33 protein-coding genes are annotated in these 24,903 nt (G+C 35.7%); 31 read left to right on the forward strand and 2 right to left on the reverse strand.

Annotation, left to right across the window (positions count from 1 at the left end):
- Position 1: 1 nt before the first annotated feature.
- A complete protein-coding gene (locus BME96_RS05185) occupies positions 2-289 on the forward strand; it encodes a TIGR04104 family putative zinc finger protein (protein ID WP_071648492.1) in 288 nt (95 codons plus the stop codon).
- Positions 290-353: 64 nt separating this feature from the next.
- Positions 354-953 (forward strand): hypothetical protein, encoded by a 600-nt coding sequence (locus tag BME96_RS05190; protein ID WP_071648493.1) that lies wholly within the window; start codon positions 354-356, stop codon positions 951-953.
- Between the two features lie 151 nt (positions 954-1,104).
- Here the strand turns inward: BME96_RS05190 and BME96_RS19760 are convergent, their stop codons facing one another.
- The gene (locus BME96_RS19760; protein WP_019379196.1) at positions 1,105-1,254 is read right to left on the reverse strand and encodes a ribbon-helix-helix domain-containing protein; all 150 of its coding nucleotides are present in this window, start codon (positions 1,252-1,254) and stop codon (positions 1,105-1,107) included.
- Positions 1,255-1,339: 85 nt separating this feature from the next.
- Between BME96_RS19760 and tnpB (BME96_RS05195) the strand changes: the two genes are divergently transcribed.
- From tnpB (BME96_RS05195) to BME96_RS19765, 22 genes are all read left to right on the forward strand, one after another.
- The gene (gene tnpB, locus BME96_RS05195) at positions 1,340-2,512 is read left to right on the forward strand and encodes an IS200/IS605 family element RNA-guided endonuclease TnpB (protein WP_071648494.1); all 1,173 of its coding nucleotides are present in this window, start codon (positions 1,340-1,342) and stop codon (positions 2,510-2,512) included.
- Positions 2,513-2,927: 415 nt separating this feature from the next.
- Positions 2,928-3,359 (forward strand): hypothetical protein, encoded by a 432-nt coding sequence (locus BME96_RS05200; RefSeq protein ID WP_157360424.1) that lies wholly within the window; start codon positions 2,928-2,930, stop codon positions 3,357-3,359.
- A 173-nt stretch (positions 3,360-3,532) separates the two neighbouring features.
- A complete protein-coding gene (locus tag BME96_RS20140; protein ID WP_013762478.1) occupies positions 3,533-3,595 on the forward strand; it encodes a tetracycline resistance efflux system leader peptide in 63 nt (20 codons plus the stop codon).
- 33 nt (positions 3,596-3,628) lie between these two features.
- The gene (gene tet(L), locus BME96_RS05205) at positions 3,629-5,011 is read left to right on the forward strand and encodes a tetracycline efflux MFS transporter Tet(L) (RefSeq protein WP_031944040.1); all 1,383 of its coding nucleotides are present in this window, start codon (positions 3,629-3,631) and stop codon (positions 5,009-5,011) included.
- Between the two features lie 135 nt (positions 5,012-5,146).
- A complete protein-coding gene (locus BME96_RS05210; protein WP_060678636.1) occupies positions 5,147-5,620 on the forward strand; it encodes a hypothetical protein in 474 nt (157 codons plus the stop codon).
- A 236-nt stretch (positions 5,621-5,856) separates the two neighbouring features.
- A complete protein-coding gene (locus tag BME96_RS20145) occupies positions 5,857-5,916 on the forward strand; it encodes a hypothetical protein (RefSeq protein WP_408068411.1) in 60 nt (19 codons plus the stop codon).
- Positions 5,917-6,293: 377 nt separating this feature from the next.
- Positions 6,294-6,572, forward strand: a complete 279-nt coding sequence (locus BME96_RS05215; protein ID WP_060678637.1) for a hypothetical protein — start codon at positions 6,294-6,296, stop codon at positions 6,570-6,572.
- A 470-nt stretch (positions 6,573-7,042) separates the two neighbouring features.
- A complete protein-coding gene (locus tag BME96_RS05220) occupies positions 7,043-7,276 on the forward strand; it encodes a YczI family protein (protein ID WP_060678638.1) in 234 nt (77 codons plus the stop codon).
- Between the two features lie 146 nt (positions 7,277-7,422).
- Positions 7,423-8,265 (forward strand): site-specific tyrosine recombinase/integron integrase, encoded by an 843-nt coding sequence (gene xerA, locus BME96_RS05225; RefSeq protein WP_071648495.1) that lies wholly within the window; start codon positions 7,423-7,425, stop codon positions 8,263-8,265.
- Between the two features lie 56 nt (positions 8,266-8,321).
- Entirely contained in the window at positions 8,322-8,480 is a 159-nt protein-coding gene (locus BME96_RS19520) for a hypothetical protein (protein WP_156035950.1), read from the forward strand.
- Between the two features lie 204 nt (positions 8,481-8,684).
- Positions 8,685-9,206: a GNAT family N-acetyltransferase gene (locus BME96_RS05230; RefSeq protein ID WP_060678640.1), complete on the forward strand. Its 522-nt coding sequence runs from the start codon at positions 8,685-8,687 to the stop codon at positions 9,204-9,206.
- 375 nt (positions 9,207-9,581) lie between these two features.
- Positions 9,582-10,835 carry an aminopeptidase gene (locus tag BME96_RS05235; protein WP_071648496.1) on the forward strand — a complete coding sequence of 418 codons (1,254 nt, stop codon included), beginning with the start codon at positions 9,582-9,584 and terminating at the stop codon, positions 10,833-10,835.
- Positions 10,836-11,120: 285 nt separating this feature from the next.
- Positions 11,121-13,115, forward strand: a complete 1,995-nt coding sequence (locus BME96_RS05240; RefSeq protein ID WP_071648497.1) for a beta-N-acetylhexosaminidase — start codon at positions 11,121-11,123, stop codon at positions 13,113-13,115.
- A 383-nt stretch (positions 13,116-13,498) separates the two neighbouring features.
- Entirely contained in the window at positions 13,499-13,945 is a 447-nt protein-coding gene (locus BME96_RS05245; protein ID WP_071648498.1) for an effector binding domain-containing protein, read from the forward strand.
- Between the two features lie 193 nt (positions 13,946-14,138).
- Positions 14,139-14,747 (forward strand): MOSC domain-containing protein, encoded by a 609-nt coding sequence (locus BME96_RS05250; RefSeq protein WP_071649959.1) that lies wholly within the window; start codon positions 14,139-14,141, stop codon positions 14,745-14,747.
- A gap of 152 nt (positions 14,748-14,899) precedes the next feature.
- Positions 14,900-15,427, forward strand: a complete 528-nt coding sequence (locus BME96_RS05255; RefSeq protein ID WP_071648499.1) for a GNAT family N-acetyltransferase — start codon at positions 14,900-14,902, stop codon at positions 15,425-15,427.
- Between the two features lie 117 nt (positions 15,428-15,544).
- Complete coding sequence (locus tag BME96_RS05260) at positions 15,545-15,844, forward strand: TIGR04104 family putative zinc finger protein (protein WP_071648500.1); 300 nt, start codon at positions 15,545-15,547, stop codon at positions 15,842-15,844.
- A gap of 95 nt (positions 15,845-15,939) precedes the next feature.
- A complete protein-coding gene (locus tag BME96_RS05265; RefSeq protein ID WP_060678646.1) occupies positions 15,940-16,404 on the forward strand; it encodes a VanZ family protein in 465 nt (154 codons plus the stop codon).
- 56 nt (positions 16,405-16,460) lie between these two features.
- Positions 16,461-17,063 carry a DedA family protein gene (locus BME96_RS05270; protein ID WP_060678647.1) on the forward strand — a complete coding sequence of 201 codons (603 nt, stop codon included), beginning with the start codon at positions 16,461-16,463 and terminating at the stop codon, positions 17,061-17,063.
- A 244-nt stretch (positions 17,064-17,307) separates the two neighbouring features.
- A complete protein-coding gene (locus BME96_RS05275; protein ID WP_071648501.1) occupies positions 17,308-17,721 on the forward strand; it encodes a hypothetical protein in 414 nt (137 codons plus the stop codon).
- Between the two features lie 98 nt (positions 17,722-17,819).
- Positions 17,820-18,248, forward strand: coding sequence for an RDD family protein (locus tag BME96_RS05280; protein WP_071648502.1), 429 nt, complete (start codon positions 17,820-17,822; stop codon positions 18,246-18,248).
- A 38-nt stretch (positions 18,249-18,286) separates the two neighbouring features.
- Complete coding sequence (locus BME96_RS19765; protein ID WP_189777346.1) at positions 18,287-18,457, forward strand: hypothetical protein; 171 nt, start codon at positions 18,287-18,289, stop codon at positions 18,455-18,457.
- Positions 18,458-18,681: 224 nt separating this feature from the next.
- On the opposite strand, the gene BME96_RS05285 is transcribed toward BME96_RS19765, so the two are convergent.
- On the reverse strand, positions 18,682-19,551 hold the full coding sequence (locus BME96_RS05285) for a DMT family transporter (RefSeq protein WP_071648503.1): 870 nt from the start codon (positions 19,549-19,551) through the stop codon (positions 18,682-18,684).
- A gap of 363 nt (positions 19,552-19,914) precedes the next feature.
- Between BME96_RS05285 and BME96_RS05290 the strand changes: the two genes are divergently transcribed.
- The 7 genes from BME96_RS05290 (at position 19,915) to BME96_RS05320 (ending at position 24,836) form a co-directional block, all read left to right on the forward strand.
- Positions 19,915-20,304, forward strand: coding sequence for a glyoxalase/bleomycin resistance/extradiol dioxygenase family protein (locus BME96_RS05290; protein ID WP_071648504.1), 390 nt, complete (start codon positions 19,915-19,917; stop codon positions 20,302-20,304).
- A gap of 52 nt (positions 20,305-20,356) precedes the next feature.
- Positions 20,357-21,211 carry an alpha/beta fold hydrolase gene (locus BME96_RS05295; protein ID WP_231478671.1) on the forward strand — a complete coding sequence of 285 codons (855 nt, stop codon included), beginning with the start codon at positions 20,357-20,359 and terminating at the stop codon, positions 21,209-21,211.
- Positions 21,212-21,277: 66 nt separating this feature from the next.
- On the forward strand, positions 21,278-21,841 hold the full coding sequence (locus tag BME96_RS05300; RefSeq protein ID WP_077357093.1) for a GNAT family N-acetyltransferase: 564 nt from the start codon (positions 21,278-21,280) through the stop codon (positions 21,839-21,841).
- Between the two features lie 51 nt (positions 21,842-21,892).
- Positions 21,893-22,453 carry a GNAT family N-acetyltransferase gene (locus BME96_RS05305; protein WP_231478672.1) on the forward strand — a complete coding sequence of 187 codons (561 nt, stop codon included), beginning with the start codon at positions 21,893-21,895 and terminating at the stop codon, positions 22,451-22,453.
- Between the two features lie 82 nt (positions 22,454-22,535).
- Entirely contained in the window at positions 22,536-22,934 is a 399-nt protein-coding gene (gene tnpA, locus BME96_RS05310) for an IS200/IS605 family transposase (RefSeq protein WP_060678139.1), read from the forward strand.
- Positions 22,935-22,944: 10 nt separating this feature from the next.
- Positions 22,945-24,078, forward strand: a complete 1,134-nt coding sequence (gene tnpB / locus BME96_RS05315; RefSeq protein WP_071648506.1) for an IS200/IS605 family element RNA-guided endonuclease TnpB — start codon at positions 22,945-22,947, stop codon at positions 24,076-24,078.
- A 233-nt stretch (positions 24,079-24,311) separates the two neighbouring features.
- The gene (locus BME96_RS05320; protein WP_071648507.1) at positions 24,312-24,836 is read left to right on the forward strand and encodes a hypothetical protein; all 525 of its coding nucleotides are present in this window, start codon (positions 24,312-24,314) and stop codon (positions 24,834-24,836) included.
- Positions 24,837-24,903: the final 67 nt, after the last annotated feature.

Consider the following 24,903-nt stretch of genomic DNA (forward strand, 5'->3'; position numbering starts at 1 on the left):
TATGCCGGCATGTCAAAACTGTGGAAAGCCGTGGTCCTGGGGTCAAACGATCAAAACATTATTTAAATTAACATGTCCTTATTGTGGAGTAAAACAATACGAGTCTGCTTCTTCTAGAATGAAAAGTAGTATGTTTATGCTTATCCCGTTACTTCTATTACCAATTAATGTCTGGTTCCAGCTTTCGTTTGTAATGATAGCCATTACAACTTTCTTATTAGTAGCTATCATACTTGCTTGTTATCCATTTATATTGGAGTTGTCTAATGAGAAGGAACCCTATTGGTAAGTGCCATGAGATGGTTGGAAAGCTATGTTTTCCATTCTTTAGACAAAATAGAGGAAGGAGATTTATGTTGAAGAGGAGAAAAAGAAAGCTACAATTGTCTTTCCATGCAATTACTTATCTGATAATTTTTATTTTTGCATTATCTATTTATCCGACAACTAGTGATGCATGCTCATGTCTGGAGCCCGGCCCCCCAAAAGAAGAACTAAAACGCAGTTCAGCAGTGTTCTCTGGTAAAGTTATCAAACAAATAGATGAAAACGAAAATAATCTAATTCAATCATCAGCAGATCAAATTGTCACGGTTCTTAAAGTAGATATGACGTGGAAAGGAATAAATGAAACAGAAGTGATTGTTTATACAGAGAGAGATTCGGCAAGCTGTGGGTTTGAATTTAAAGTAAACAATTCGTATCTAGTATATGCAACGAAAAAGGATGATAAGCTTCATGTCAGCTTATGCTCCAGAACTACCGCGTTAACAGAGGCCACAGAGGATTTGACAGAACTAGGTGATGGAAAGAAGCCAACCAACCAAGTATCTGTCAATGTGAACGATGAATCTAATGAGAGTACTAATCTAGGGTTTTTTATTTATTTGGCAATAATGTTCTTGTTGCTGGGTGGCGGGTACAGGATGGTATTAAAACGAAGGAGAAATTAATTTTAGCTGAAAAAGGAAGGGATTAGTTGTACAAAAGATTAAGAACATTTTTATCTAAAATAGGCGAGAAAACCCCCATCTTCAAGGAATGTGAAGGGCAAATCCCAATGAGTAAGTGGGGGGGTGAATCGCCTTCGGACAAGGGATAGCTTCAGCTATCTCGATTGTCCGACTGTTCGAGAGCGTATTGGATGAGGTAGATAATCGTTTGGGTACGAGTCGTAAACCCCTTTTTTTCTTTAAAATCATCAATTCGTTTCAATAGTGCTTTTGGATAACGCATATTTAAAACCTGTGACATTTTAAACCTCCTATGTTGTTATTAAAATAATATATAGTATACTTATTGTATATTAAAATAATACATGAAAGGAAGGTGAAAATCAATGTTAGCAAAAAAAGCGTACAAATTCCGCATCTATCCAACCAAAAAACAAATGGAACTGATTAACAAAACAATTGGATGTTCCCGCTTTGTCTACAACTATTTTGTTGGGAAGCAAAAAACCAAAGACGCTTATTGGCATATCGCCAATGAAATGGTGCAGAACGGTCAACTCACTGAAAACAATTGGAAAGGGGAGTTTTTCAATAAAAACCAATCCATTAAAGCTGTTCGCGAACTAAAGAAGCACTATTCATTTTTAAAAGAAGTGGATAGTATTGCCCTTCAAAAATCGGTGGAAATCGTTAACGATTCGTACACAAGATATTATAAAAAGCAAAACGGTGAACCTCGTTTCAAATCCAAAAAGAATCCTGTTCAATCCTATACAACGAAATGGGTGAATGGAAATATTGCTGTTTTGGATAAGCATGTTAAATTGCCGAAATTAGGTCTTGTTCGTTTTGCTAAAAGTCGTGAAGTGGAAGGCAGAATTATGAACGCAACAATTAGACGTAATCCTTCGGGCAAATATTTCATTTCGATTTTAGCTGAAACAGAAGTTGAAGTCTTTGAAAAGACGGGTTCGGCAATCGGTGTTGATGTCGGGTTGAAAGATTTTGCTACGCTTTCAGATGGAACCGTATATGCAAATCCAAAGTTTTTCCGTTCGTTAGAAGAAAAGTTAGTAAGAGCTCAGCGTGTGCTTTCAAGGCGAAAAGTTGGTTCTTCGAATTGGAAAAAACAAAAAACAAAAGTGGCTCGACTTCACGAAAAGATAGCAAATGCTAGAAAAGATATGTTGGATAAAATCTCTACTGATATTGTCAAAAACCACGACATCATTGGGATTGAAGATTTGTATATTAAGAATATGTTAAAGAATCAACATCTTGCAAAGGCGATTAGTGAAGTCTCATGGTCCGAGTTCAGAAAGATGCTTGAATATAAAGCGAAATGGTACGGAAAACAAGTTGTGACTGCAGCTAAAAATTTTGCTTCAAGTCAGCTGTGTTCCAATTGTGGTCACAAGCATAAAGACGTTAAAAAACTTGCTTTGCGTGAATGGGAGTGTCCGATGTGCAAAACGCATCACCAAAGAGATATTAACGCAAGTATCAATCTTCGTAACGAAGCATTACGATTAACCGCAGGAACTGCGGGGATAGCCTAATCCAAAACTAACCGTTAGGTTGGTGTTCTTAGGAATCTCCCACTTCAATCACACCGTAAGGTCGATAAGTGGTGGGTAGTTCAATTGCAATGTTAGGCGTATTTGTAGGTATGATCGCTTAGGATATAATCCGTTCAGGTGAAATAAATTGGAATAACATTGGCTTGCTTACTACAATTGTATTTCTTATTTTGCTTTTTATATTGGGAATAAGTTTGTATAAGAAAAAGGATGAAAATTAGTGGTGGACTTCTATGCCATAACATGGGATTAGGTAATTGCGGAGAACTGAAAAGGAGGATTAATTATCCATAAACTATATAAGGTAGTTCTGCTGCTAAATGTTATTTTTTTGGTGTCTTGTCAAACACATGCTAAAAACATGGAAGAACCTTATGAGGGGACATCATTAGAATTGGCAGTGGTCGGCAAAGAACCTGATGTGAGAGAGAAACAGTTAAACTTTAGTGAAATATCGTTAGAAGAACTCTATAACACTCCAACTGATAAATACGATGCAGTTTTTATTATGAAGGAGCATTTATCTGAAGCGTCCAAAGAAAAATATATTGAAATGTACAGAGATAAAGAAATGCCATTCTTTTTTGTAGAATCAAAAGCAAGTCACGTTCCTTTTATAAAAATGGAGAATCCGGAATCTTACGAGCAAACAGCTGAAAAAATTGACGATACACAAAATTTTATCTCTGGAATTTTGTATGTAGGCGGAGAGAAAGAATACCGTAGTTGGAAATTTTCCTACCCTATCCAGGATAGTGAAATTATACGAGATAATGTTCAAGGTATATATAGTGCAGTATTTAAAGTTACTGATGATTTGAAGTAGGAATCTAGAATAACGGGTAAAATGCTTGTGAAAAAAGGTATGAATTATGGTAAGTTATTAAAAGTCTATTGTGCAACAAACGGGCCATTTAACGGAATAAGTGATGAAAACTGAATTTAAAACTTAGTCTGTATGTGGTAAAATGTTTCAATCAAGATTAGGAGGCATTAATTATGAAGTGCAATGAATGTAACAGGGTTCAATTAAAAGAGGGAAACGTATCATTAGCCCTATAAACTGCGTCTACCCTCATTATTGGAGGGCGAAATGTGAATACGTCTTATTCACAATCAAATTTACGACACAACCAAATTTTAATTTGGCTTTGCGTTCTATCTTTTTTTAGCGTATTAAATGAAATGGTTTTGAACGTCTCATTACCTGATATTGCAAATGATTTTAATAAACCACCTGCGAGTACAAACTGGGTGAACACAGCCTTTATGTTAACCTTTTCCATTGGAACAGCTGTATATGGAAAGCTATCTGATCAATTAGGCATCAAAAGGTTACTCCTATTTGGAATTATAATAAATTGTTTCGGGTCGGTAATTGGGTTTGTTGGCCATTCTTTCTTTTCCTTACTTATTATGGCTCGTTTTATTCAAGGGGCTGGTGCAGCTGCATTTCCAGCACTCGTAATGGTTGTAGTTGCGCGCTATATTCCAAAGGAAAATAGGGGTAAAGCATTTGGTCTTATTGGATCGATAGTAGCCATGGGAGAAGGAGTCGGTCCAGCGATTGGTGGAATGATAGCCCATTATATTCATTGGTCCTATCTTCTACTCATTCCTATGATAACAATTATCACTGTTCCGTTTCTTATGAAATTATTAAAGAAAGAAGTAAGGATAAAAGGTCATTTTGATATCAAAGGAATTATACTAATGTCTGTAGGCATTGTATTTTTTATGTTGTTTACAACATCTTATAACATTTCTTTTCTGATCATCAGTATTCTGTCATTCCTGATATTTGTAAAACATATTAGGAAAGTAACAGAACCTTTTGTTGAACCTGCACTGGGGAAAAATATTTCTTTTATAATTGGTGTCCTTTGTGGAGGACTTATATTTGGTACAGTAGCAGGGTTTATCTCTATGGTTCCTTACATGATGAAAGATGTACATCAACTAAGCACTGCTGCAATTGGCAGTGTGATTATTTTCCCTGGAACAATGAGCGTTATTATCTTCGGTTACATTGGTGGATTACTTGTTGATAGAAAAGGTCCATTGTACGTGTTAACCATTGGAGTTACATTTCTTTCCGTTAGCTTTTTAATTGCTGCCTTTTTTTTAGAAGTAACACCATGGTTACTGACAATTATATTAGTTTTTGTTTTTGGTGGGCTGTCATTCACCAAAACAGTTATATCTACAATTGTTTCAAGTAGTTTGAAACAAAAGGAAGCTGGTGCCGGAATGAGTTTGCTTAATTTTACCAGCTTTTTATCAGAGGGAACAGGTATTGCAATTGTTGGTGGTTTATTATCTGTACGCTTGCTGAATCAGAAGTTGCTACCTATGGACCTTGATCAATCCACTTACTTGTATAGTAATATGCTATTCCTTTTTACAGGAGTCGTTGTCACTAGTTGGCTGATCACCTTGAATGTATATAAACGAAGACAAATTCAATTTAAAAGTTGAATACCAGAGATAAATTAAATGACTTCTCGCTTTCTTAAGCAATCGGGCGCAGTTGTTGAATAACCACCACTGTGCCTGAATTGGGCCATTTTTGGAATAACGGATCCTGGTAATAAAAAGGGGGATGGAGAGATTTTGATTGATTTAAAGGAAGCGTACACTCCTAGGCCTATAAGTTTCTTGGAATTATGGGAGTATGAAGGGTGGAAAATGAAGGTGTATGGCATTTCGTCTACAGGAGATTATCCGAGGAAAAAACTTGTGGAAAGGGCAAAGGAGACAGCAATGGATATACTCCCCGTTCCAAGTGTAACTAATACACACTATGGAGCAGGTTTTATCGGTGTTCATGAAGGAGAGGGTGCAAGTTTTATTTTTATTGATTGGTGGACAAATGAAAATGAATTAATGCACCATGTTTATGTTGGACCACATGAGGAACCTGGTAATTTTGAATATGTTACTCCTAAAGGACTGATAGCCTGTTGTTGGGACCTAAAGGTGCTTAGTTTTGAGAGAGATAGTTGGGTGGATCAAATATTAAACAATCCAACAGGTGCACCAGATATTGAAGGATATTTAAATTGTCGTCTAAATGAACTTGTTTAACTAACGGACATCTAGATCTTATAATATTATTCCAGAAAAGGGTGCAGTTGCGGGAAATCGTAAGTGTAACTTCTATATTTTAGGAATATGCTTTATTATTTTTAACAAATAATTCAAGTGTAGGTTATTCGGTGCTATAATTAAAGAACAATAGCATAATTGATTGAATCAAGGGTGGATCGGCGCACTCCCGAAAGGGGGTGGTGCTAATGACAGTTGCAGAGGGATTAATCGTGATGATTAGCTTCGGAGCGTTAATAGTTGCAATTATGTCAGACAAAAATGACAAAAAATAAAATCCACCCTTGAGTGTACGGCTCATTTTGGGTGGATTTCCATTCTTAACAGTGCCGATCCCCCTTGTAGGGAATCAAGCTATTGTTAGACCGGAGATGGTTGCACATCTTCGGTCATTTTCATTTTATTCAACATCTAATCTTACTATACCCTTTTTTCAACAAAAAGAAAACATCTGAGTTTATCATTTAATAAAATTATTCCAGAAAAGGTACGATTATCGTATAAAGTGCAAAATTGAACCATTATGTTGAAGTTACAAGTAATTCAGTTTAAACATAGGAAAAGGGGAGGAAATTTAGACACTAGAAGGAGTTATGTAAATGATGCATTCACATGATATAATGATGTTAGTAAATACAAGGCGGTGTTTAAAATGAGCGTTAATCGTGAAGAGTTAAAACAGTTAATTGACAATATTCACGAAGAAGATGCAGCTGAAGTATATGATTTTATTGGATATCTAAACATGAAACGAGAAAAAGAAGCCATTGATCAATTTGATTTAGACCTATTTACCGGGGATAAGGTACTCATCCGCCAAGTACAGAAAAGTCAAGAAGATCGCATAAATGGACGTATTTACAATCAAGAGCAAGGACTAAAATATCTTCGGAATACAATTAGGGAGTTCGAAAGTGAGCAAAACTTATAATGTCTATTGGTCACAAACTGCTCTTGATGAATTGAGTAATATCCTTACATATCCTACCCCCAATAATAACTAACCCACTACTTTCAGACACGAACTACTTCACAATCTGGGCCTGTTTTACAATATAGGCAGCAGCTTCTTTAAGATTTGTGCCCGATTGCATTATACTCCAATCACTGAAGATGTTTAAATGGTTCGTTGAAAATCGCTTTAAAAGCTTGGAATTATTTATTATACTGATAGCAATTGTGGTGGTAGTTAGCTTGATAATGGGCATCTACTCTACCAACAAACATTTTAAGGTGAAAGAACAAGAAAGATTAGAGTTGGAACGAAAAAGACTGGAATTAGAAAAGAAAAAGGCTTAGAGAAACGTTAATTTTGTTTAGCTAAAGGGCGGTCTGTAATAAATGATAGCTCCCCATTTGCCATTGTTGGGACCAGTTTGGTGAATTAGAAGGGGTGATCTGTTGCTAAGAATTCTACAATTTATATTTGCTGTATTAGGCATTGCTTTTGCAGCATATGGACTTATTACAGGAAATTTTCAATTCCAAAATTATATGATGTTGTCCTTAGGTCTAATGTTTCTAGTAATGAGTATTCAGGAATTTAAAGAAGATAGAAAGGCGTATGGTTGGCTACTCTTGGTAACTTCTCTATTTACTTTGTTCGTTACAGTTCAAGGATTCTTATTAAGTTAATGGGCGCTTATCTTAAATAGAGAAGGCGCCTAAACTGAATTTTCACCATCAATCTAGGAATGTTGCTTCTATTGTTGAATAAATGATGTTTAAGTAGACCATACTAGAATCAGTTTAATTGATTCATAGTATGGAGGCGTGGAAAATTGTTGTTGTCTGAAGCATGGGAGAAGTATCATTCTGATAAGAGAATTGAAGGCTATTCTTCGCTTACTTTGAAAATGTACAGGTTTCAGTGTAACCTTTTAAAGCGTTATTTCGGAGATAGTAGAATGAATGAAATTAACACAGATCATTTGAAGCAATACTTAATTGAAGCAGGAGAACACTTAAAACCCTCTAGTTTAGGGCATCGTATACGATTCATTAAGTCGTTATTTAAATGGGCCCATGAGGAAGGGTATATTTCGAAGAATCCAGCTGCAAAACTTAAAGAACCTAAGCTAGGTCAAAGAATTCCAAAGTTTCTTTCCAAACTTGAAATTGAACATCTTCGCGAAGGGTGTCACACTCCGATGGAAAATGCTTTATTCGAGTTTTTCTACTCAACTGGCTGCAGAATTGGAGAAGTTGCAAAGTTAAACAGGGAAGATATTAATTTCCCAGGAAATTCCGTCATCGTACACGGGAAAGGAGATAAAGAAAGGGAAGTTTATTTTAATATACGCTGTAGTATTTGGTTGAAAAGGTATCTTGAGAAACGCAATGATGAGGAAGATTGTTTATTCGTTACTGAACGTAACCCCAAGAGTCGTATGAGTGTGGATTCACTAAGATATGTTATTAAACGTATTTCCAATAGGGCTGGTATCAAAAAAACGATTCACCCACACCAATTGAGGCACAGCTATGCAACGCATATGGTTGATAATGGCGCTCCACTCGAAGTGATTCAAAGTCTTCTTGGGCATGAAAAAAGTGAAACAACAAGGATCTATGCGCATCTTAGTGGGAAATTAAGACATGACTTTTATAGTAAATATTTTTAGAACCACAGGAACATTTATGTTACCGAACATATAAGGGGAAATAAGAGCAAAACTTAATGGAGGTGCGTTATATGCCCCTCCCCGAAATAATTATAAAGGAAATTGATATGTTGAGTGAAGAAGATAGGAAAAAGGTGCTCGACAAAATTAAAGAAAAATATATGGCTAAAGATGCTCTTTTACTAGGCGGAAATTCCTCCTGGTGGGCTTTGTAGCATCTAATATCTATTTTCACTTGTCCCTGTTAATATCAAAGTTAAATAAGGAGCCCATCTTTACCTAACTAGTGGTATTGCAGCATAAGGAATTGCAAAGTAATTTAATGATAATCCTTTTTCCGTAGAACGTCCTATGTCATAGAAAACCATAAAACAACGATTATTTAAGATTTTTTGGTTGATCAGTAAAGGAAGTGTACAATGGGTATTAATTTTATAAAATTAACAAAACCATCTCCAGCAATTGTAGATGTTTTTAATCGTTGGGAAAATGATCCTGATTTAGTTTACTTAACTCGGCCAAACCAAGATCAATCAGAATTAGAACGTCAAGAACCCCTTACGTTAGAAGCTTTGGAAAATCGTTTAAAGCACCAATATATTTATCTAATATACGATAATGACTATTTGATCGGTGAGATGAATTATATGATTGATCCAAGCCATCTTTATAGAAAGGTTCCTGGAACTGGATGGTTAGGAATAACGATAGGTGAATCGGATGGCCGGGGGAAAGGCATAGGTTATACAGCGATTCAATATTTGGAAAAACAGATGAAGGCACAAGGGCTTAAACGTATTGAATTAGGTGTGTTTGAATTTAACAAAGCAGGTCAGAAATTATATCAGAGGCTTGGTTATAAGCAGATTGGACTTATAAAAGATTTCACCTATTATCAAGGGAGTATGTGGTCAGATATCCGAATGGAGAAGTATCTATAAAGAGCAAATTCCAACATATTCGCATTTGTTGTATGAGGATTGCTCCTTAACAGAGCTTTTTTGGGTAATTCTAATGAATACAAAAGTACGGAGAGTTAGCTTTGTTACAGGAATTCCTTTTCAGTTTAATTATTACTTTTTTTATAGTTTTAATTCTAAGTTACATAGGACAAAGATTAATTGTAAATAGAACTAGACTCGATAAAAAAACTTTTCTTGTGGTGGTTATACAAAGTTTAGTTATATCATTATTATTAACTTACATTGTTTAAAAAAGGGCCAGGATCTGGAGCTCTGGGTGTAAAAAGTTATTTTAATAATGCGATTTTTAGTCAGATGGCTTGTATGCAATAAAAAAGTAAGGAGCTATGTGTGATGATTAAAGGAATATATGAGCTTGTAAGCGAAGAACAGTTGAAAAAATACGCACAGCTAGCTGTGCGTGCTGGTGTAAATGTGCAGAAGAATCAATTAGTCATTATTCATAGTGATATTAAAAATGCCCCTTTTGTACATCTAATCCAAAAAGCAGCATATGGGGCAGGAGCTTCTAATGTAGTGATGGATTGGACAGATGAACAGTCTGTTAAAGAATTTTATCTACATGCAGCAGACGATGCCATCGACCATATTCCTGACTGGGAGGCTGCCCGCTTTAATGAGTGGGACGATGCTGGAGTTGCTTACATCCATATTATTTCTGAAAACCTAGATGTCTTTAAGGATGTCTCTACAGAACGAATGAGTCGGTTCCAAAAGGCCTCACGTACGAAATTGCAGGAGCATCACGCAAAGATTAGATCTCACAAGTTGCGTTGGTGTCTTCTAACTGTTCCATCTCTCCAATGGGCAACCAAAGTATTTCCCGACTTGCGTAAAGAAGAAGCGCTACAATCCTTATGGCAAGTGATCTTACAGGGAGCTCGGGCAGATGGAGAAAATCCAATAAGAGACTGGACAAATCATGACAGAGCTTTTGAGTCCCGGAAAAAATTTCTAAATGACAACCAATTTGAAGCATTGCATTTTAAAAATAGTCTAGGAACTAATTTATTAATTGGCATGCCTGAAAATCATTGCTTTATCGGTGGTGGGGTTATAGATGAAGAAGGGCTCCCTTTCTTTCCAAACATACCTACGGAAGAAATATTTTCTGCACCCCATAAAAATAAGGTGAACGGTAAGCTAGTGGGCACAAAACCACTTATTTATGAGGGAAGCATCATCGATGACTTTTACCTGGTTTTTAAGGATGGAAGGATTACCGACTATTATGCCGCAAAGGGAGATGAAGTGTTACGGAATCTTATCGAAACAGACGAAGGTTCACATTATTTAGGTGAAATTGCCTTAGTCTCTAATAAATCGCCTCTTGGCCAGGCAGATACTCTTTTTTACAATACCTTATTCGATGAAAATACAGCCTGCCATATTGGAATCGGCAACGCCTCCCCATCCAATCTTCAAAATGGCAGCAACCTATCAGAGAAAGAGTTGAAGGAAGCAGGACTTAATACTTCAATCTTGTTAGTCAATGTTACCTTTGGGAGCGAAGATATGGAAGTTACGGGAATTAAAAAAGATGGGACTGAAATCCTGCTAATGCAAGATGGTGATTTTCAATTCTAATTTTGCTCTTCTTTAGTATTAACTAAGAGATGAAGGTGAGTGTGAAAATAATGAGTTAAAATGACCATTGTCCTCCCCACAATGGAGTGCTAACATTAAAATAATTATACTAATTTACATATTACTAGTTCGAATGGACATGCTGACAAGTAAATTTTTTTTAGTTATGTATTTCAAATTAGAGGTGGTGAATTGAGTATAAAGCTACTGTAGAAGCGTTCGCTGTTTTGTACATGGTTTGTACTAAATGAGGATGAATTCTCAAAAAAATTAGGAGGAATTACTTTGAGAAATATTACAATGGTTGTTTTGTCATTTTTCCTTATCTTCTCTACACTTGTAACCCCAGCTTTTGCTGAGGAGGAAAAATCACTAAATGAGGAATTAGCAAGCTCAGTATTACCAATTCTACAATCGTATGAAACCGATTCCAATTATTCGACCTGGAAAATGGATGAATCTACTAGATTTGTAATTCCAGCTACGGATAAATACATAGAAAATAAACGACTTAAAGAAGTTGTAGAATTAGTATCAGCTGAGTTATTAGAAAAAGGAATTCCTGCAAAATCAGAAATTGAGAAAGTATATGCTGAGAATTCGGAAGTAACACCCCAAGATATTGTTATAACATTAGCGAACAACAGCCAAATTACAGAAGAAAGTAATAGTGAAGAAGCCTATAAGATTGAAATTGACGATGATGGCGTAAAAATAGTAGCTGCTTCGGAAAATGCCGCGTTGCATGCTTTACGCACAATTCAGCATTTAATGATTACGAACAACAATACGCTGGTTTCTGGCACAATTATTGATTATCCTGAATTAAGAGAACGCAGAGTTCATTTAGATATGGCAAGAAAATATATAACCAAAGAATGGATTATCCAACATATAAGAGAAATGTCTTATTTTAAAATGAATGCGATTCAACTTCACTTCTCGGAAAATATGGGCTTTAGAATAGAAAGTGAAACAGATCCTGCAATCGTTTCAAAAGATGGCTATTTAACAAAAGATGAAATCAGAGAAATTATAGCAGAAGCCAATAAATATGGAATTAAAATCATCCCTTCTTTAGATACACCAGGGCATACAGAGCATATTTTAAAAGTTCATCCTGAGTTTGGACAAGTTGATAAATACGGAAACCATAGCAAGGTCGCTTTAGATATTACAAATCCCGAAGCAGTAGAGTATGTCAAAAAGCTTTATACTGAATACATGGATCTATTTGAGGGTAGTACTGATTTCCATATAGGCGCTGATGAATATATGGAATTCGATAGGTACCCATTTATTTCAGACTATAAGCCAGTTTTAAATGAGTATGCAAAGGAAACATTAGGTGAAAATTATATATGGAAAGACGCAATGGCTAACTACATTAATGATATAGCAGCCCACGTGTATGAGGGTGGATTCAAGCCGAGAATTTTTAATGATGCCATTTACTATGGAGAAACAGATAAAAATTCGTGGGAACCAGTTGAACCAAAGCAAAAAGTAGATATGCACGATTATATAGGAATTGATTTTTGGTCACAAATGGGTTGGAATCGCAGCATTGCTCCACTAAGCGCATTTGTGAAAAGAGGTCATGAAGATATATACAATATGAATGCAAGTTATTTCTATTATGTGTTAAGGAATGAAAAACCAGATGATGGACGTAAGCAACATTCATTTGATTATCTAAATCAAGATAAAAGAATATATGAAGAATGGACACCTGGAAAATTCCAAGCAAATACTGTGGATGATGATTCACCTTTTATTAAAGGTGCAGCATTAGCAATATGGAGTGATAATCCGGATTTGGTTGGAGAGGACGTTATCACTGAAGATATTGCCGATGAATTACGTTCTTTAGCCTCTAAGTCCTGGAATACCTCGAGCAATGACATTGAGAATTTTGTTGCTTTCCAAGAAAACTATGAAAAACTTGGGAACGTTGCTGGTTTTGAAAAAGGAAGTGAATTGCCTGACGTACAATCTGTAAAACCTATAGAAAAAGCGGAAAATGTTGCCGATTTACAGGCACTCGTAGAGCAACTATTTGATAAAGGGGAGATTGACCGTAAAGCTGTTCACCAGCTTACAGTTCACCTGAAAGTAGTGAGTCATTTCGAGGATAAACAATTCGGTGATAAAATCGTCAAGCACTTAAGAGACTATAAGTCATTGCTTGGTCGTATGCAGGAAAAGACACTACTATTCGAAAATGCATACAACACTTTAATCGCTAATACCGATGCTTTAATAGAAGAATGGGAATAGTTATTGGGCATCTTTTATTTCCCGAGGTTTTTCAAACATATTTTGGAGCTAGCATTCTGAAAAAGAATGTTAGCTTTTTTTCATGAGGGAGATTCTGGGGCGAGGCTGGAAAAGCGAAAATGGATGCCAAAATATAAACATTGGAGTAAACACGGGAAATGTTATAATTGAGGAAACTTAGATTGTAAGCCTTTGTGCATATGCTTTTATAAGATTAAATAAATGTTCTTTCAGAATAGGTAAGTACAAATTATGAAATAAAAGGTATGCTTGAATCAAGCCATTTTGTTCAGGAAACCTATTAAGTAAAACGAAGTTATAATAAATTTTATGATTTTTGCAATAATCATATTTTGAATATTTACAAAAAATGGGGGATACCGATGGAATGCAGAAAGGTTAACGAAATCTTTAGAGTTGTAGGTATAAAAGGTAGTGGAGTCTATGCCAACCTCGATACAGAAGTTCCAAAACTTGCCCGGGAATTTCTAACTCGTTTAGATGAAGTTGAAAATCATTCGGGTACTGAAATAGCTCTTTTTGAACCGAAAAGGGATGCTAAACATCTGGAAGGTCACTATTATGTTGGAATTATTGTTAATGAGCCTCTGAAAAATATTCCAGTTGGAATGGATTATATTGAAACCTCCCAAACATATCTCACGACCAAGGGGAAAATAATTAATATTGATAACCTATATAGATATTTATTAAAGGGGGCATATGACAAGGGTTATAAAAGGAATTTAGAGTCTTATATTGTGGAAACCTATCATCCTATGGATAATAGTGATGAGGAAGTAGTAATTTATTTACCAATACATCTATAGATAATATCTAAATGTATTAATTTTATGAGTTTCTTACTTTTTAAGCAGAGTAGCTAAGAAGCTGATGAGTTATTCAATTAGATGGCGCGTTTATGGGAACAAGCAATAAACTATTAATCTGGAGGTGTGCAAGCAATTGCAAGATACTTTAGTAAGAGAGTTAAAGGGTTTTTCTATTGGTTTACCGAAAGTAATGAAGTACGAGGAGGATAAAGAAATAAAAACGGGAATTTGTAAACAAGCAACAGATGAAGCATTCTTACACAAGGGGGGCTTCTATGGAGATGATGTTGCAGACTTGCGGTATCATGGTGGGCCTGATCGTGCCGTATGTGTATATCCCTTTGAACATTATGCGCATTGGGAAAAGGAATTTGGAAAGCCCTTGCCTCAAGCGAATTTTGGTGAAAATGTAACTGTTACGAATATGCTTGAAAAAGATGTACATTTAGGGGATATTTTTCGTATTGGAGAGGCAGTCATCCAAATCACTCAAAGCAGAATTCCATGCAGTACGATTACAAAGAGAACGAATAATCCTTCTCTACTAAAGAGAATGATACAAACAGGTTTTACCGGCTATTTATGCCGGGTTTTAGAAGAAGGCATTGTGCGTCAGGATTCTCGAATTACATTATTGGATCCTCATCCAAAACAGGTATCTGTTCTTTATAGCAATGAGATTTACTTCCGAAGCCAAAAGAATGTGGAAGGAATGAGAAAGGTTTTAGCCGTAGAGGAGTTGGCGACAGAGTTAAAAGAAACCTTCGAAAGCCGATTAAGTAAGCTTGTCCATCTCTAAGAATATACGAATGGTTTAATTTACATACTGGGAAGGACTCACCGGGCCTACATTTGAATAAAAAGAGCCCAGGATTTTCTATTGTATGATATTTAACAGACTAAAGAGGCGGCTAAGTCACTAAATATTTCACATTCAAAGGAGGAGTTTCTTTGAAGATTTACACTGAAAGATTATTAATTAGGCCATTTGAAAGTAATGATATAGATGATGTATTTAATATTTACAATAACAATAATACATGTAAATATCTTTTGCATGATAGGTGGACAGTCGAAAATCTTGAGAAAGAGTTTAATAAGAAGTTAGATAATAGTGCACTAACAAAGGAATCAGTATTGAGTTTGGCAGTTGTAAATGGTACTAAAGTAATTGGTGATCTATCAGTATGGTACACCGATATGAAGGATACTGTTGAAATTGGTTTCAGTTTTTTAAATACAGTGTCAGGTAAGGGCTATGCAACTGAAGCCACAAGAAGTTTAGCCGAAAATCTATTCAATGAATTTAATGTTCATCGAATACAAGCTAACCTTGATGCTAGAAACGTAGCGTCAAAAAAATTATGTGAGCGTATAGGTATGAGAAAAGAAGCTCATTTTATACAAGATTTTTGGAATAAAGGGGAATGGACAGATAGCATTGTGTATGGGATGTTGCTTACAGATTTAAATAAATGATAAGTTAAATAACGTCAATAATAACAATTTCTCAAAAATTGGACGCACTTTTTAATTAAATAAGTTCTTGAGGATCAGACAATTTGGTAGATATTATTGAGATAAGAAGGGATACATATGCCTGTATGTGAGAACTGTAACTATAAATGGACGTATGGCCAAACAACCATAGAACAGCTTAGGCTTAGGAAAGGGATGAGATGTCCCAATTGTCATGAAAAACAATACTCTACTAAAAAAAGCCAGGCAATAGACGTGATCATAAGTTTAGTTCTTATTTTTACATTAGTGACTGGTAAAAATATGGATCAGCCATCACTCGTTAACATCTTTTTATATGCAGTGGGAATCTTTACGGTACAGCAACTCGTTCGCCCTTTCATCACTTCTCTTTCTAATACAAAAACCACGTTGTAAGAATGGGCATGGCAGGAAAAAAAGTATGAAGCTGGAGCTTTACATTAATTGTTATTAATAAATCAACTATAATTCAGATAGAAGTGAGGAAGAAAGTGGAAAAGTTCATAAAGGTTATTTTAAAAATTAGCTTTATGTTTTATCTAGTTGCATTGGTAATACTGTTGTTTATAGGGAACAGAGGTTATTTGTATACAGACCTAACGCTTTTGGAATACATGAAAACCTCTTCAAATTTTGTTCCCTTTAAAACGATTAATACATATTTTACGGCGTTCGTTGATAATAGTATGAATAGGAATATTCCGATTAAAAACCTCGTTGGTAATTTATTTATGTTTTTGCCAATGGGTATTTACCTGCCATTTCTTATTAAGAAAATAGCAGGACTAGGTAGATTTGTCCTTTCCATGATTGTCTTGTTATTTTTCATTGAAGTGATTCAATTAGTAACAAGAAGAGGAAGCTTTGATATCGATGATTTTATCCTGAATATGATTGGAGCTTTAATTGGCTTTGCAATATGGAAGACGAAATATATTCAAAAACTACTAAACTAGCATTGGAGTAAACTAAAAAATCGGATGCACGAGGAGTAATGTAAAAGGGGAAGCGTATGGAAAATTGGTTAACAGATATTATGAGTGAATTTGGTTATATGGGGATTATGTTTCTCATCGCCCTTGAAAATATTTTTCCCCCAATCCCGTCTGAAGTCATATTGACGTTCGGAGGCTTTATGACAACCACCTCTAAGCTGAGCGTAATAGGAGTAATTACCTCAGCAACGGCTGGTTCGGTCGTAGGAGCTATTATTCTGTACATGATAGGTCTGCAACTTGATGTCGCAAAGTTAGAAAAGATTGTTGATAGATGGGGGCACGTTCTTCGAATAACAAAAAAGGATATCCATAAGGCGGATAGATGGTTTGATAAATACGGTCCTTGGACAGTCTTTTTCTGCCGTTTCGTTCCATTAATACGAAGTTTGATTTCTATTCCTGCTGGGATGTCAAATATGAATGTTGGTTTGTTTCTTTTATTCACTACGCTAGGTACTTTGATTTGGAATATTGTTCTTGTGAATTTAGGTGCGTCTCTAGGCAATTCCTGGGAAGTAGTCGTAGAATATATGGGAATCTACTCCAAAGTGATTTACGTTGTATTGCTTTTACTTGTTGCTATTTTATTGTACCTATTTATAAAAAGAAGAAGGTAAGGCTTAATTAGTGAAACCTTTTACTGGAAAATTTCGTAAGTATTTTTAAGGGCTATATTTAGTGATGAACAACGGCTAAAATAGCCCACTCTATATATCAGGCTGAATCATTGCTATGTATATAAGAAAAATAGCTAAACATAATGTTAAATATCTGATTATTTAAAATGTTAACTATTACCCGGTAACTTTTTTAAGATAAGAGAACACTTTATTATCTAATCAACCTGAAGGAGGTTTGGATATGGGTAGAAAATTAATTTCAACTTTTGTATTACTAACCCTGTTATTCACCGTCGGTTGCTCTGGTCAGAAGGTGATAAATGTTCAGGGAGAGAGCCAAAATTGGAGCTCCAGGATAGCTTATGAAATAGGTGAGCACGAGCAAGTAGGAAAGGGGGAAATGGAATACATTGGCAGTGAGCAACTGAAGAGTCTTTCTTATGAAATCAATTATCCCGAAACATTTAGTGTAGGTGGATCTGGTAATAGAAGAAATATAAAAGAAGAGGAGACCACTTTCCAATTGTCCGTTAGTCTTCCTGATGACAATGTTGATGTGTTACCTGATAAAGTCGAGGACATAACAATTACAGTGATGTGGGAGACTGTTGCAGGTGAAAGCTTTGAAGAAACCATTGAATTTTCTAGTGAGTAAGCAGTTTAGTTTCATTAAGTGATGTTTGTAAGTAACAAGTTTTAAATTGTAAGCGACTACCAATTCCTTTTTATGGGAAAAAGGAGGAAGATATAGATATGACTATTACTAATCCAGCAGGCTTTCAAAATAGATTTTTAGCTAGAGTTTTAGATTCACTGATTATTTTTATAGGTGTTGGAATTATTTCGTACTTTATTTATGGGAAATTCTATGATTCTGAAATCATCTATCCAATTGATTATGCAGGGCTAATATATGGTATTTTATTACCCATCATCTGGTATGGATACACTCTAGGTAGAAGAATGGCGGGCAATCGTATTGTTAGGGTAGATGGAAAAAGGGTCGGTATTGGTACGATGCTACTAAGAGATATTTTGGGAGGTATCATCTACATTTTAACATTGGGAATAGGTTTAATCATAAGTGCGTTTATGATCGGTATAAGAGAAGATAAGCGTACCATTCATGATTTAATTGCACAGACCTATGTAACAACAGAGCCACCTAAAAAGCGCCAATAGTAAAAGCTTCAGAAAAGAATAGCCAGAGGAGGAATACAGTGGAAGATCAATATTTCGTTGGTTGGGGAACGCTAATGCTTATTAATGCTGGGTTGGCACAAGGTAAAAATAGATCGGGTCTGAATTGGTTTTTCATTTCTTTATTGCTTGGTCCATTAGCAACGCTTATATTAGTGTTGATGGAAAAGTTGCCAGAAAAAGACCGATAGATGGGAAGGATATTGCAGATACGCATAGATGCATAACGATTCATACAGCGAGGTTTTTACATGGAACGGAGAAATAAACAGCCGATTGTGCTGAAAAAGTAGGCCTTTAGAAAGTGGAGATTGGCTAAGTCTGTTGCAAAGCTGTTGCAATATAGGCTCAGCTCCCCCTAAGTGAGGTGTAGATTATAAGTTGTTAAGTAAGTACTTACACTTTTTAGACTCCCTCAATTAGACTGTTTTACACTAAGGATAGTGATTGTAGCTAGGATAATTACCATTCCAAAAAATTGAATGAGAGTCAGTTGATCTCCTAACAGCAAGACACCAAATAATGAAGCTGTTACTGGTTCTACCATGGCAACCATTGAAGCAGTTGTAGGGGCAGTCTTACGTATCCCAATTACATAAAATATAAATGAAATTCCGGCACCCAAGATTCCAAGTAAAAGAAACCAACCTATATCGCCAGACGTCAATACAGTAGCGGCTTCATTTTTATCAACAAATAGAAAAAGAATGAGACAAAATGAAAAAAAGGCGAGGGTTAACGTAGTCTGCGTTTTACCTATGGAAGAGGCATTTTTAAAACCGAATATAAACAAAGTATATGATAGACCCGCAGAAAGCCCAGCTGCCAATCCGAGAAAACTTACTGTCCCTGAATTGGTATTGTAGGTGCCTGTAAGTAAAATTATTCCTATAAGCACACTAAAAATGCATCCCCATTTAAACCAAGAGGAACGTTCTATACGTAGTAAAAAAGAGATTAAAAGAACAAACACAGGTGCAGTGTACATTAATGTAGCTGCAACGGCCACGCTTGAAGATTCGATACTTAGAAAATAAAGCGTGAAATTTCCTGCTACACCAATACCAGCAACTATGGACCATAAGTATAGACGACTGGATGTGCTCTTATTTTCTCTAAAACGAAAGATAAACCATGCGAAAAAGCATATAAACCCAATAGCTCCTCTGTAAAATGAAATTACAATAGGATTCCAGCCTCTCGTCATTAAAATATCGGCAATTCCCCCACTTATGCCCCAGCATATAGCTGCCAGCATAACCAATCCTACACCCGTGTATTTCATCTTGTACCTCCTTCGATTGTTCTTCTATTAGAAATAGAATGTAACTAAAATAGGTTAAATCGACGGTTGAATTTGAGCATAGTTAATAAAAGTGTACAAAAGTGTTTCCTTTTAATTCGGATACCTAAACCTACAATGTCACAGTCACATAATAAGTAACGAGGTAAAGAGGAGATCCTTAACCTGTATTTGGAAATTATCTCTAAGAAGTATAAGATTTAATGCGGATTCTAAATATTACCTTTTATGTTAAAGTTAAATTAATAGTATAGTAATTAAAAATTTCATTGAAAACAGGGACATGAACAAAAATTTTTCCTCTTCGTTATAAGGTCTAATTTAAATGAATGTAAAAAAGATGAGGTGCTTTTATTGGAATTTACCCACACTCGGTTACTTGTAGATAATTACAGAGAATGCTTTTTGTTTTATAGAGATGTATTAGGATTTGAGGTCACTTGGGGAGACGAAAATTCTAATTATGCTGACTTCAAATTTAATAGTGCTACCCTGGGTGTTTTTGATTGTAAACAGATGGTAGAAGCCTTAGGAGAGGATTATACTTCGAATGCTGAGCAGGTTGATAGAACAGCTCTAATTTTTAAAGTAAAAAACGTTGAAGAGACATATCAAGAATTGAATAGCAGGGTGAAGTTTATTACAACACCTACGGATCAAAAGGAATGGGGGATTAAGGTAGCTCACTTTAGAGATCCTGCAGGCTCACTAATCGAAATTTATGAAAAAATATAGAAGTAGGTTAAAAAATTAGGGAAATTACTGTTAAATAGATGGTCAGATAAGGATGGAAAATGCTATTTTGTATGATTATTATTCAGAAATAATAGGAAAGGGAGATAAATTGATTTTTCTTCCTGCAGCTGGTTTTACAGGGAATGAAGGGCTTATTATCGCTGACTATCTGCAAGATAATTTCGAGACCCATATGTTGGACTTGCCAGGGTTTGGCAGGGGACTCGGGATACAAGGTAGAGTCACTTCACTAGCTATGGCAAAATGGTTAAAAGGGTATTTGGATCAAAAAAATATTGATAAAGCAAGCTTTATAGGCCATTCCTTGGGAGGAGGGGTTCTGTTAGCATTTGCAAAACATTATCCAGAAAAAATAAAGAAGCTTGTTCTGCTTGATCAAGGTCACAAGCCTATGCCAAGAATCCCTAAGACAGAATTTGGTGTTTTTGCCTATTCCTTTCCTGTATTAAACGTCATGGCGGCACTATTTGGAAATTCATTTCTAAAACTACTGAGACCATTGTTTGCAAGTTCAAATGAGGAAGATGAAGATTTTGATAAACGTGTGAAACAGTTTTGTGAGCTGGTTGCTATTGATGAAAGTTCTTATGTGAGAAAAGCTCTGAAAGAAAACGTAAATATGACGACAGATGGATTAAATCTTCTGTTTGGTTACTACAATCTTAATATTCCGAGATTGCTTAAACATATTAAGGTACCTACCTATTTGGCATATGCCACATTTACAGGTGTTGATATGGAGGAGCAAGAAAATACATGTAAATACATAAAAAAGATTCAAAGAAATGATCGATTGCCAATCATTTATCGCCCAGTGAAAAGTGGCCATTACGTACATTGGAGCGATCAATCTCTTTTAGCGGATATAAAAGGGTTTTTAAATTAGTTTTGTTTAAAAAAGGAAATTTTAAAAGGGGAATTATAGAGAAATTCACACTAGGGAGATGTTTTATTGAAGCCAGAAATACACAATATTAAATCAGAAACAGATAGATTGATAATTCGACCACTTCAAAACCAGGATTATGAACGCTGGATGGAAGGTTTTCGAAACAGACTTCCTTCCCAGCATAAATACGATGGAAATAAAATGGATATGCATGGTTGGACGCCACAAAAATTTAATGAAGATGTAATTACCAAGCTTCAACAATTAGCTGATCGAGATGAGGCTTATGTTTTTGGTGTCTTTCGAAAATCTGATCAGAAGCATATTGGTAAGGTTGAGCTAAGTACCATAATGAGAGACGAATTCCAATGGGGACTTCTTGGTTACACCATTCATAATCAATATTGGAGAAACGGCTATGGTAAGGAAGCAGTTAAAGAAGCATTGAGTCTTGCTTTTAAAGAACTTCATTTTCATCGAGTAGAAGCACATATAAATATTGATAACCAACCATCCATCAAATTAGCGGAAAGTGCAGGAATGGAATTTGAATGTACTAGAAAAGGGTTTATCTATGAATTCGAGGAGTGGACAGACAACCTGGTTTATTTTCTGAATGCAAAATAAGCAGGGTGTGGTAGATGGCTTCCCAACTATTGATAGAAAGAAGTGGAAAAAGTGGCAATAGAAGTTATAAAAGCAAACGAAAGCCATGTTGACGGAATAGCAAAAGTATGTATGGATGGTTACTGGGCAACGTATGGTTCTTCACACCCTGAGGGTTACATACATAGAATCGTGGACGAGTTTTATAATACAAATCGCATTTTAAAAGAAGTGAAGGAAACTAACAGATATTGGGGTGGCTATTTTGTCGCTGTCGATGGTGACAAGGTGTTAGGCGCTGGTGGTGGAGGCATGATTGATAAGGCTACTGGAGAGGTCTATGTATTATATATGGATCCCGATAGGAAAAATGAAGGAATTGGCACGCAAATATTGAATGCGATTACTGCGCAACAGAAAAGTTTTGGAGCCATGAAGCAATGGGTTTCCGTCCAAAAAGGAAATACAATGGGTATCCCTTTTTATGAAGCAAAAGGGTTTACCTTCCAATTTGAAAAACAAGGATACGGAAATGAAGAAGGGGGAAATTTTATCGTTTTCCGACAGAAGACTCCCTCCTCAGTCGTGTGTATGACGAAGCTCAACGATAGGTGGGAGATGAATGTCGGTTAGGCGATAGCCTAAGGTTTTTTTTTGCTTGCTTCATACCTTAATAGTATAATCAGTCTTATATAAATGAAAGGCTGATAGTAAAATGAAATTGGACAGTAATAATCATTCAGTATTCTCGATGTATTATCATCTTGTGCTAGTTGTGAAATATCGTAGAGAAGTCTTTGATGACAAAGTATCTGACTTTGCTAAAGATATGTTTGTAAAGCTAGGCGAAAAATATAATATCTCTCTAGTTGAGTGGAATCATGATAAAGACCATGTGCACATCCTGTTCAAAGCACATCCTAACACGGAATTATCAAAGTTCATTAATGCTTATAAAAGTGCTAGTTCACGATTAATCAAAAAAGACTTTCCGCAAGTTAGAAAAAAGTTGTGGAAAGAAATGTTTTGGTCAAGAAGTTTTTGCTTACTAACTACTGGCGGTTCTCCCATCAATGTAGTTAAGAAATATATTGAAAATCAAGGAATGAAATGAGGTGAAAACAATGTTAGTCAACAAGGCATACAAATTCCGTATCTACCCTACCAAAGAACAGGAAATTCTAATTGCTAAAACAATCGGATGTAGTCGTTTCGTATTCAATCGCTTTTTAGGGCAATGGAACGATACATACAAAGAAACAGGCAAAGGATTAACTTATAATTCTTGTTCTTCCGAATTAACAAAATTAAAAAGCGAATTGGTATGGCTAAAAGAAGTTGATAGCATTGCCCTTCAATCCTCACTTAAAAATCTAGCTGATTCATATACACGGTTCTTCAAGAAACAAAATAAAGCACCACGCTTCAAGTCTAAAAAGAATAACGTACAATCCTACACGACTAAAGAAACAAATAATAATATTGCTATTGTAGACAATAGCATCAAGTTACCTAAACTTGGTCTTGTTCGCTTTGCTAAAAGTCGTGAAGTACATGGTCGTATCCTTAATGCTACTGTTAGACGAAATCCTAGTGGCAAATACTTTGTATCCATTTTAGCCGAAACAGACGTACAGCCACTGGAGAAAACGGAATCATCTATCGGTATAGACCTAGGCATTACTGATTTTGCCATTCTTTCCGATGGTCGCAGGATTAACAACAATAAGTTCACAATAAAAATAGAAAAGAAACTGAAACGTGAACAGAGGAAACTGTCAAGACGTGCATTAAATGCTAAAAACAATGGTATTAACCTTTTTGATGCTAAAAATTATCAGAAGCAAAAACGTAAAGTTGCTAGGTTACACGAAAGAGTAATGAACCAACGTAACGATTTCCTTAACAAGTTAAGTACGGAAATAATCAAAAACCACGATATTGTCTGTATCGAAGACTTGAATACCAAAGGAATGTTACGCAATCATAAGTTAGCAAAATCAATTTCTGACGTGTCATGGTCTGCTTTTGTGTCTAAATTAGAATACAAAGCGAATTGGTACGGTAAAACAATCGTGAAAATAAATAGGTGGTTCCCGTCTAGTCAAGTATGTTCCGATTGCGGACACCAAGATGGCAAGAAATCTCTTGAAATAAGAGATTGGACTTGTTCTGTTTGTCATAAACATCACGATAGAGATATAAATGCCAGCAAAAATATCCTAGCTGAAGGCTTAAGAACCTTGGTTTTGGCGTGAATAAAATACAAAACCGTAGGAATCTACGGGGATAGCTTGGTCAATAAGAGAAACCTCTGTTGGCAAAGAAATACGTCAATAAGTACGCTCTATTCCCAAGAATCTCCCACTTCAAACAACCCAAAGGGGGTGTTAAGTGGTGAGTAGTTCAATTCCTTGAGATATTGTCGTTTCATCTGATTTGTTACGTATTTGGTGTTAGATTGACTGTGGAGGACTGAGGGGGAGGAAGCATGATGGGATTTGATGCTATAGAGATCGTACTAATAGTTATATTCTGGATTGTGGTTCTACCATTAACTACGTTACTTCACGAGATTGGGCATGGAATTGGTGGCATACTGATTTCAAAAGAGCGGGCAATGGTTTTTCTTGGTCCAATTGAGCCGAGTAATACAAAGACGTTTCATATTGGTAGGATGGATTTCCGTATTAAGTGGGCATATGTTGGCTTTTGTTCTATTAAAAACTATAACAAGTTAAATGCTATGCAGCGAATCGCTATTTCTGCCGGAGGTCCTGCTATGGCCCTTTTGATTGTTTTTGCTTCCATTTTTTTGCTGTTTTTTGACTTTCCATATCAACTTAAAAATTTCGTAACAGCAATAGCAATTGTGAATGCATGGCAATTCCTTTGTACAGCGGTCCCAATTATTTATCCCACCTGGTATAAGGCTTACAGTGGTATGTCTTCCGATGGGTATCAAATAATAAAAGCATGGAAGGAATACAGACAAGAAAGAAAAGTTCGTTTGTGATTTTTTGGCATAAGAGTGAAAAATCAAGTTGACGATCTCGTTATTCCAACTCTAGCTAAATACTATA

Origin of the sequence: Virgibacillus halodenitrificans, assembly GCF_001878675.1 — a bacterium.
Classification (GTDB): Bacteria; Bacillota; Bacilli; order Bacillales; family Amphibacillaceae; genus Virgibacillus_Q; species Virgibacillus_Q halodenitrificans.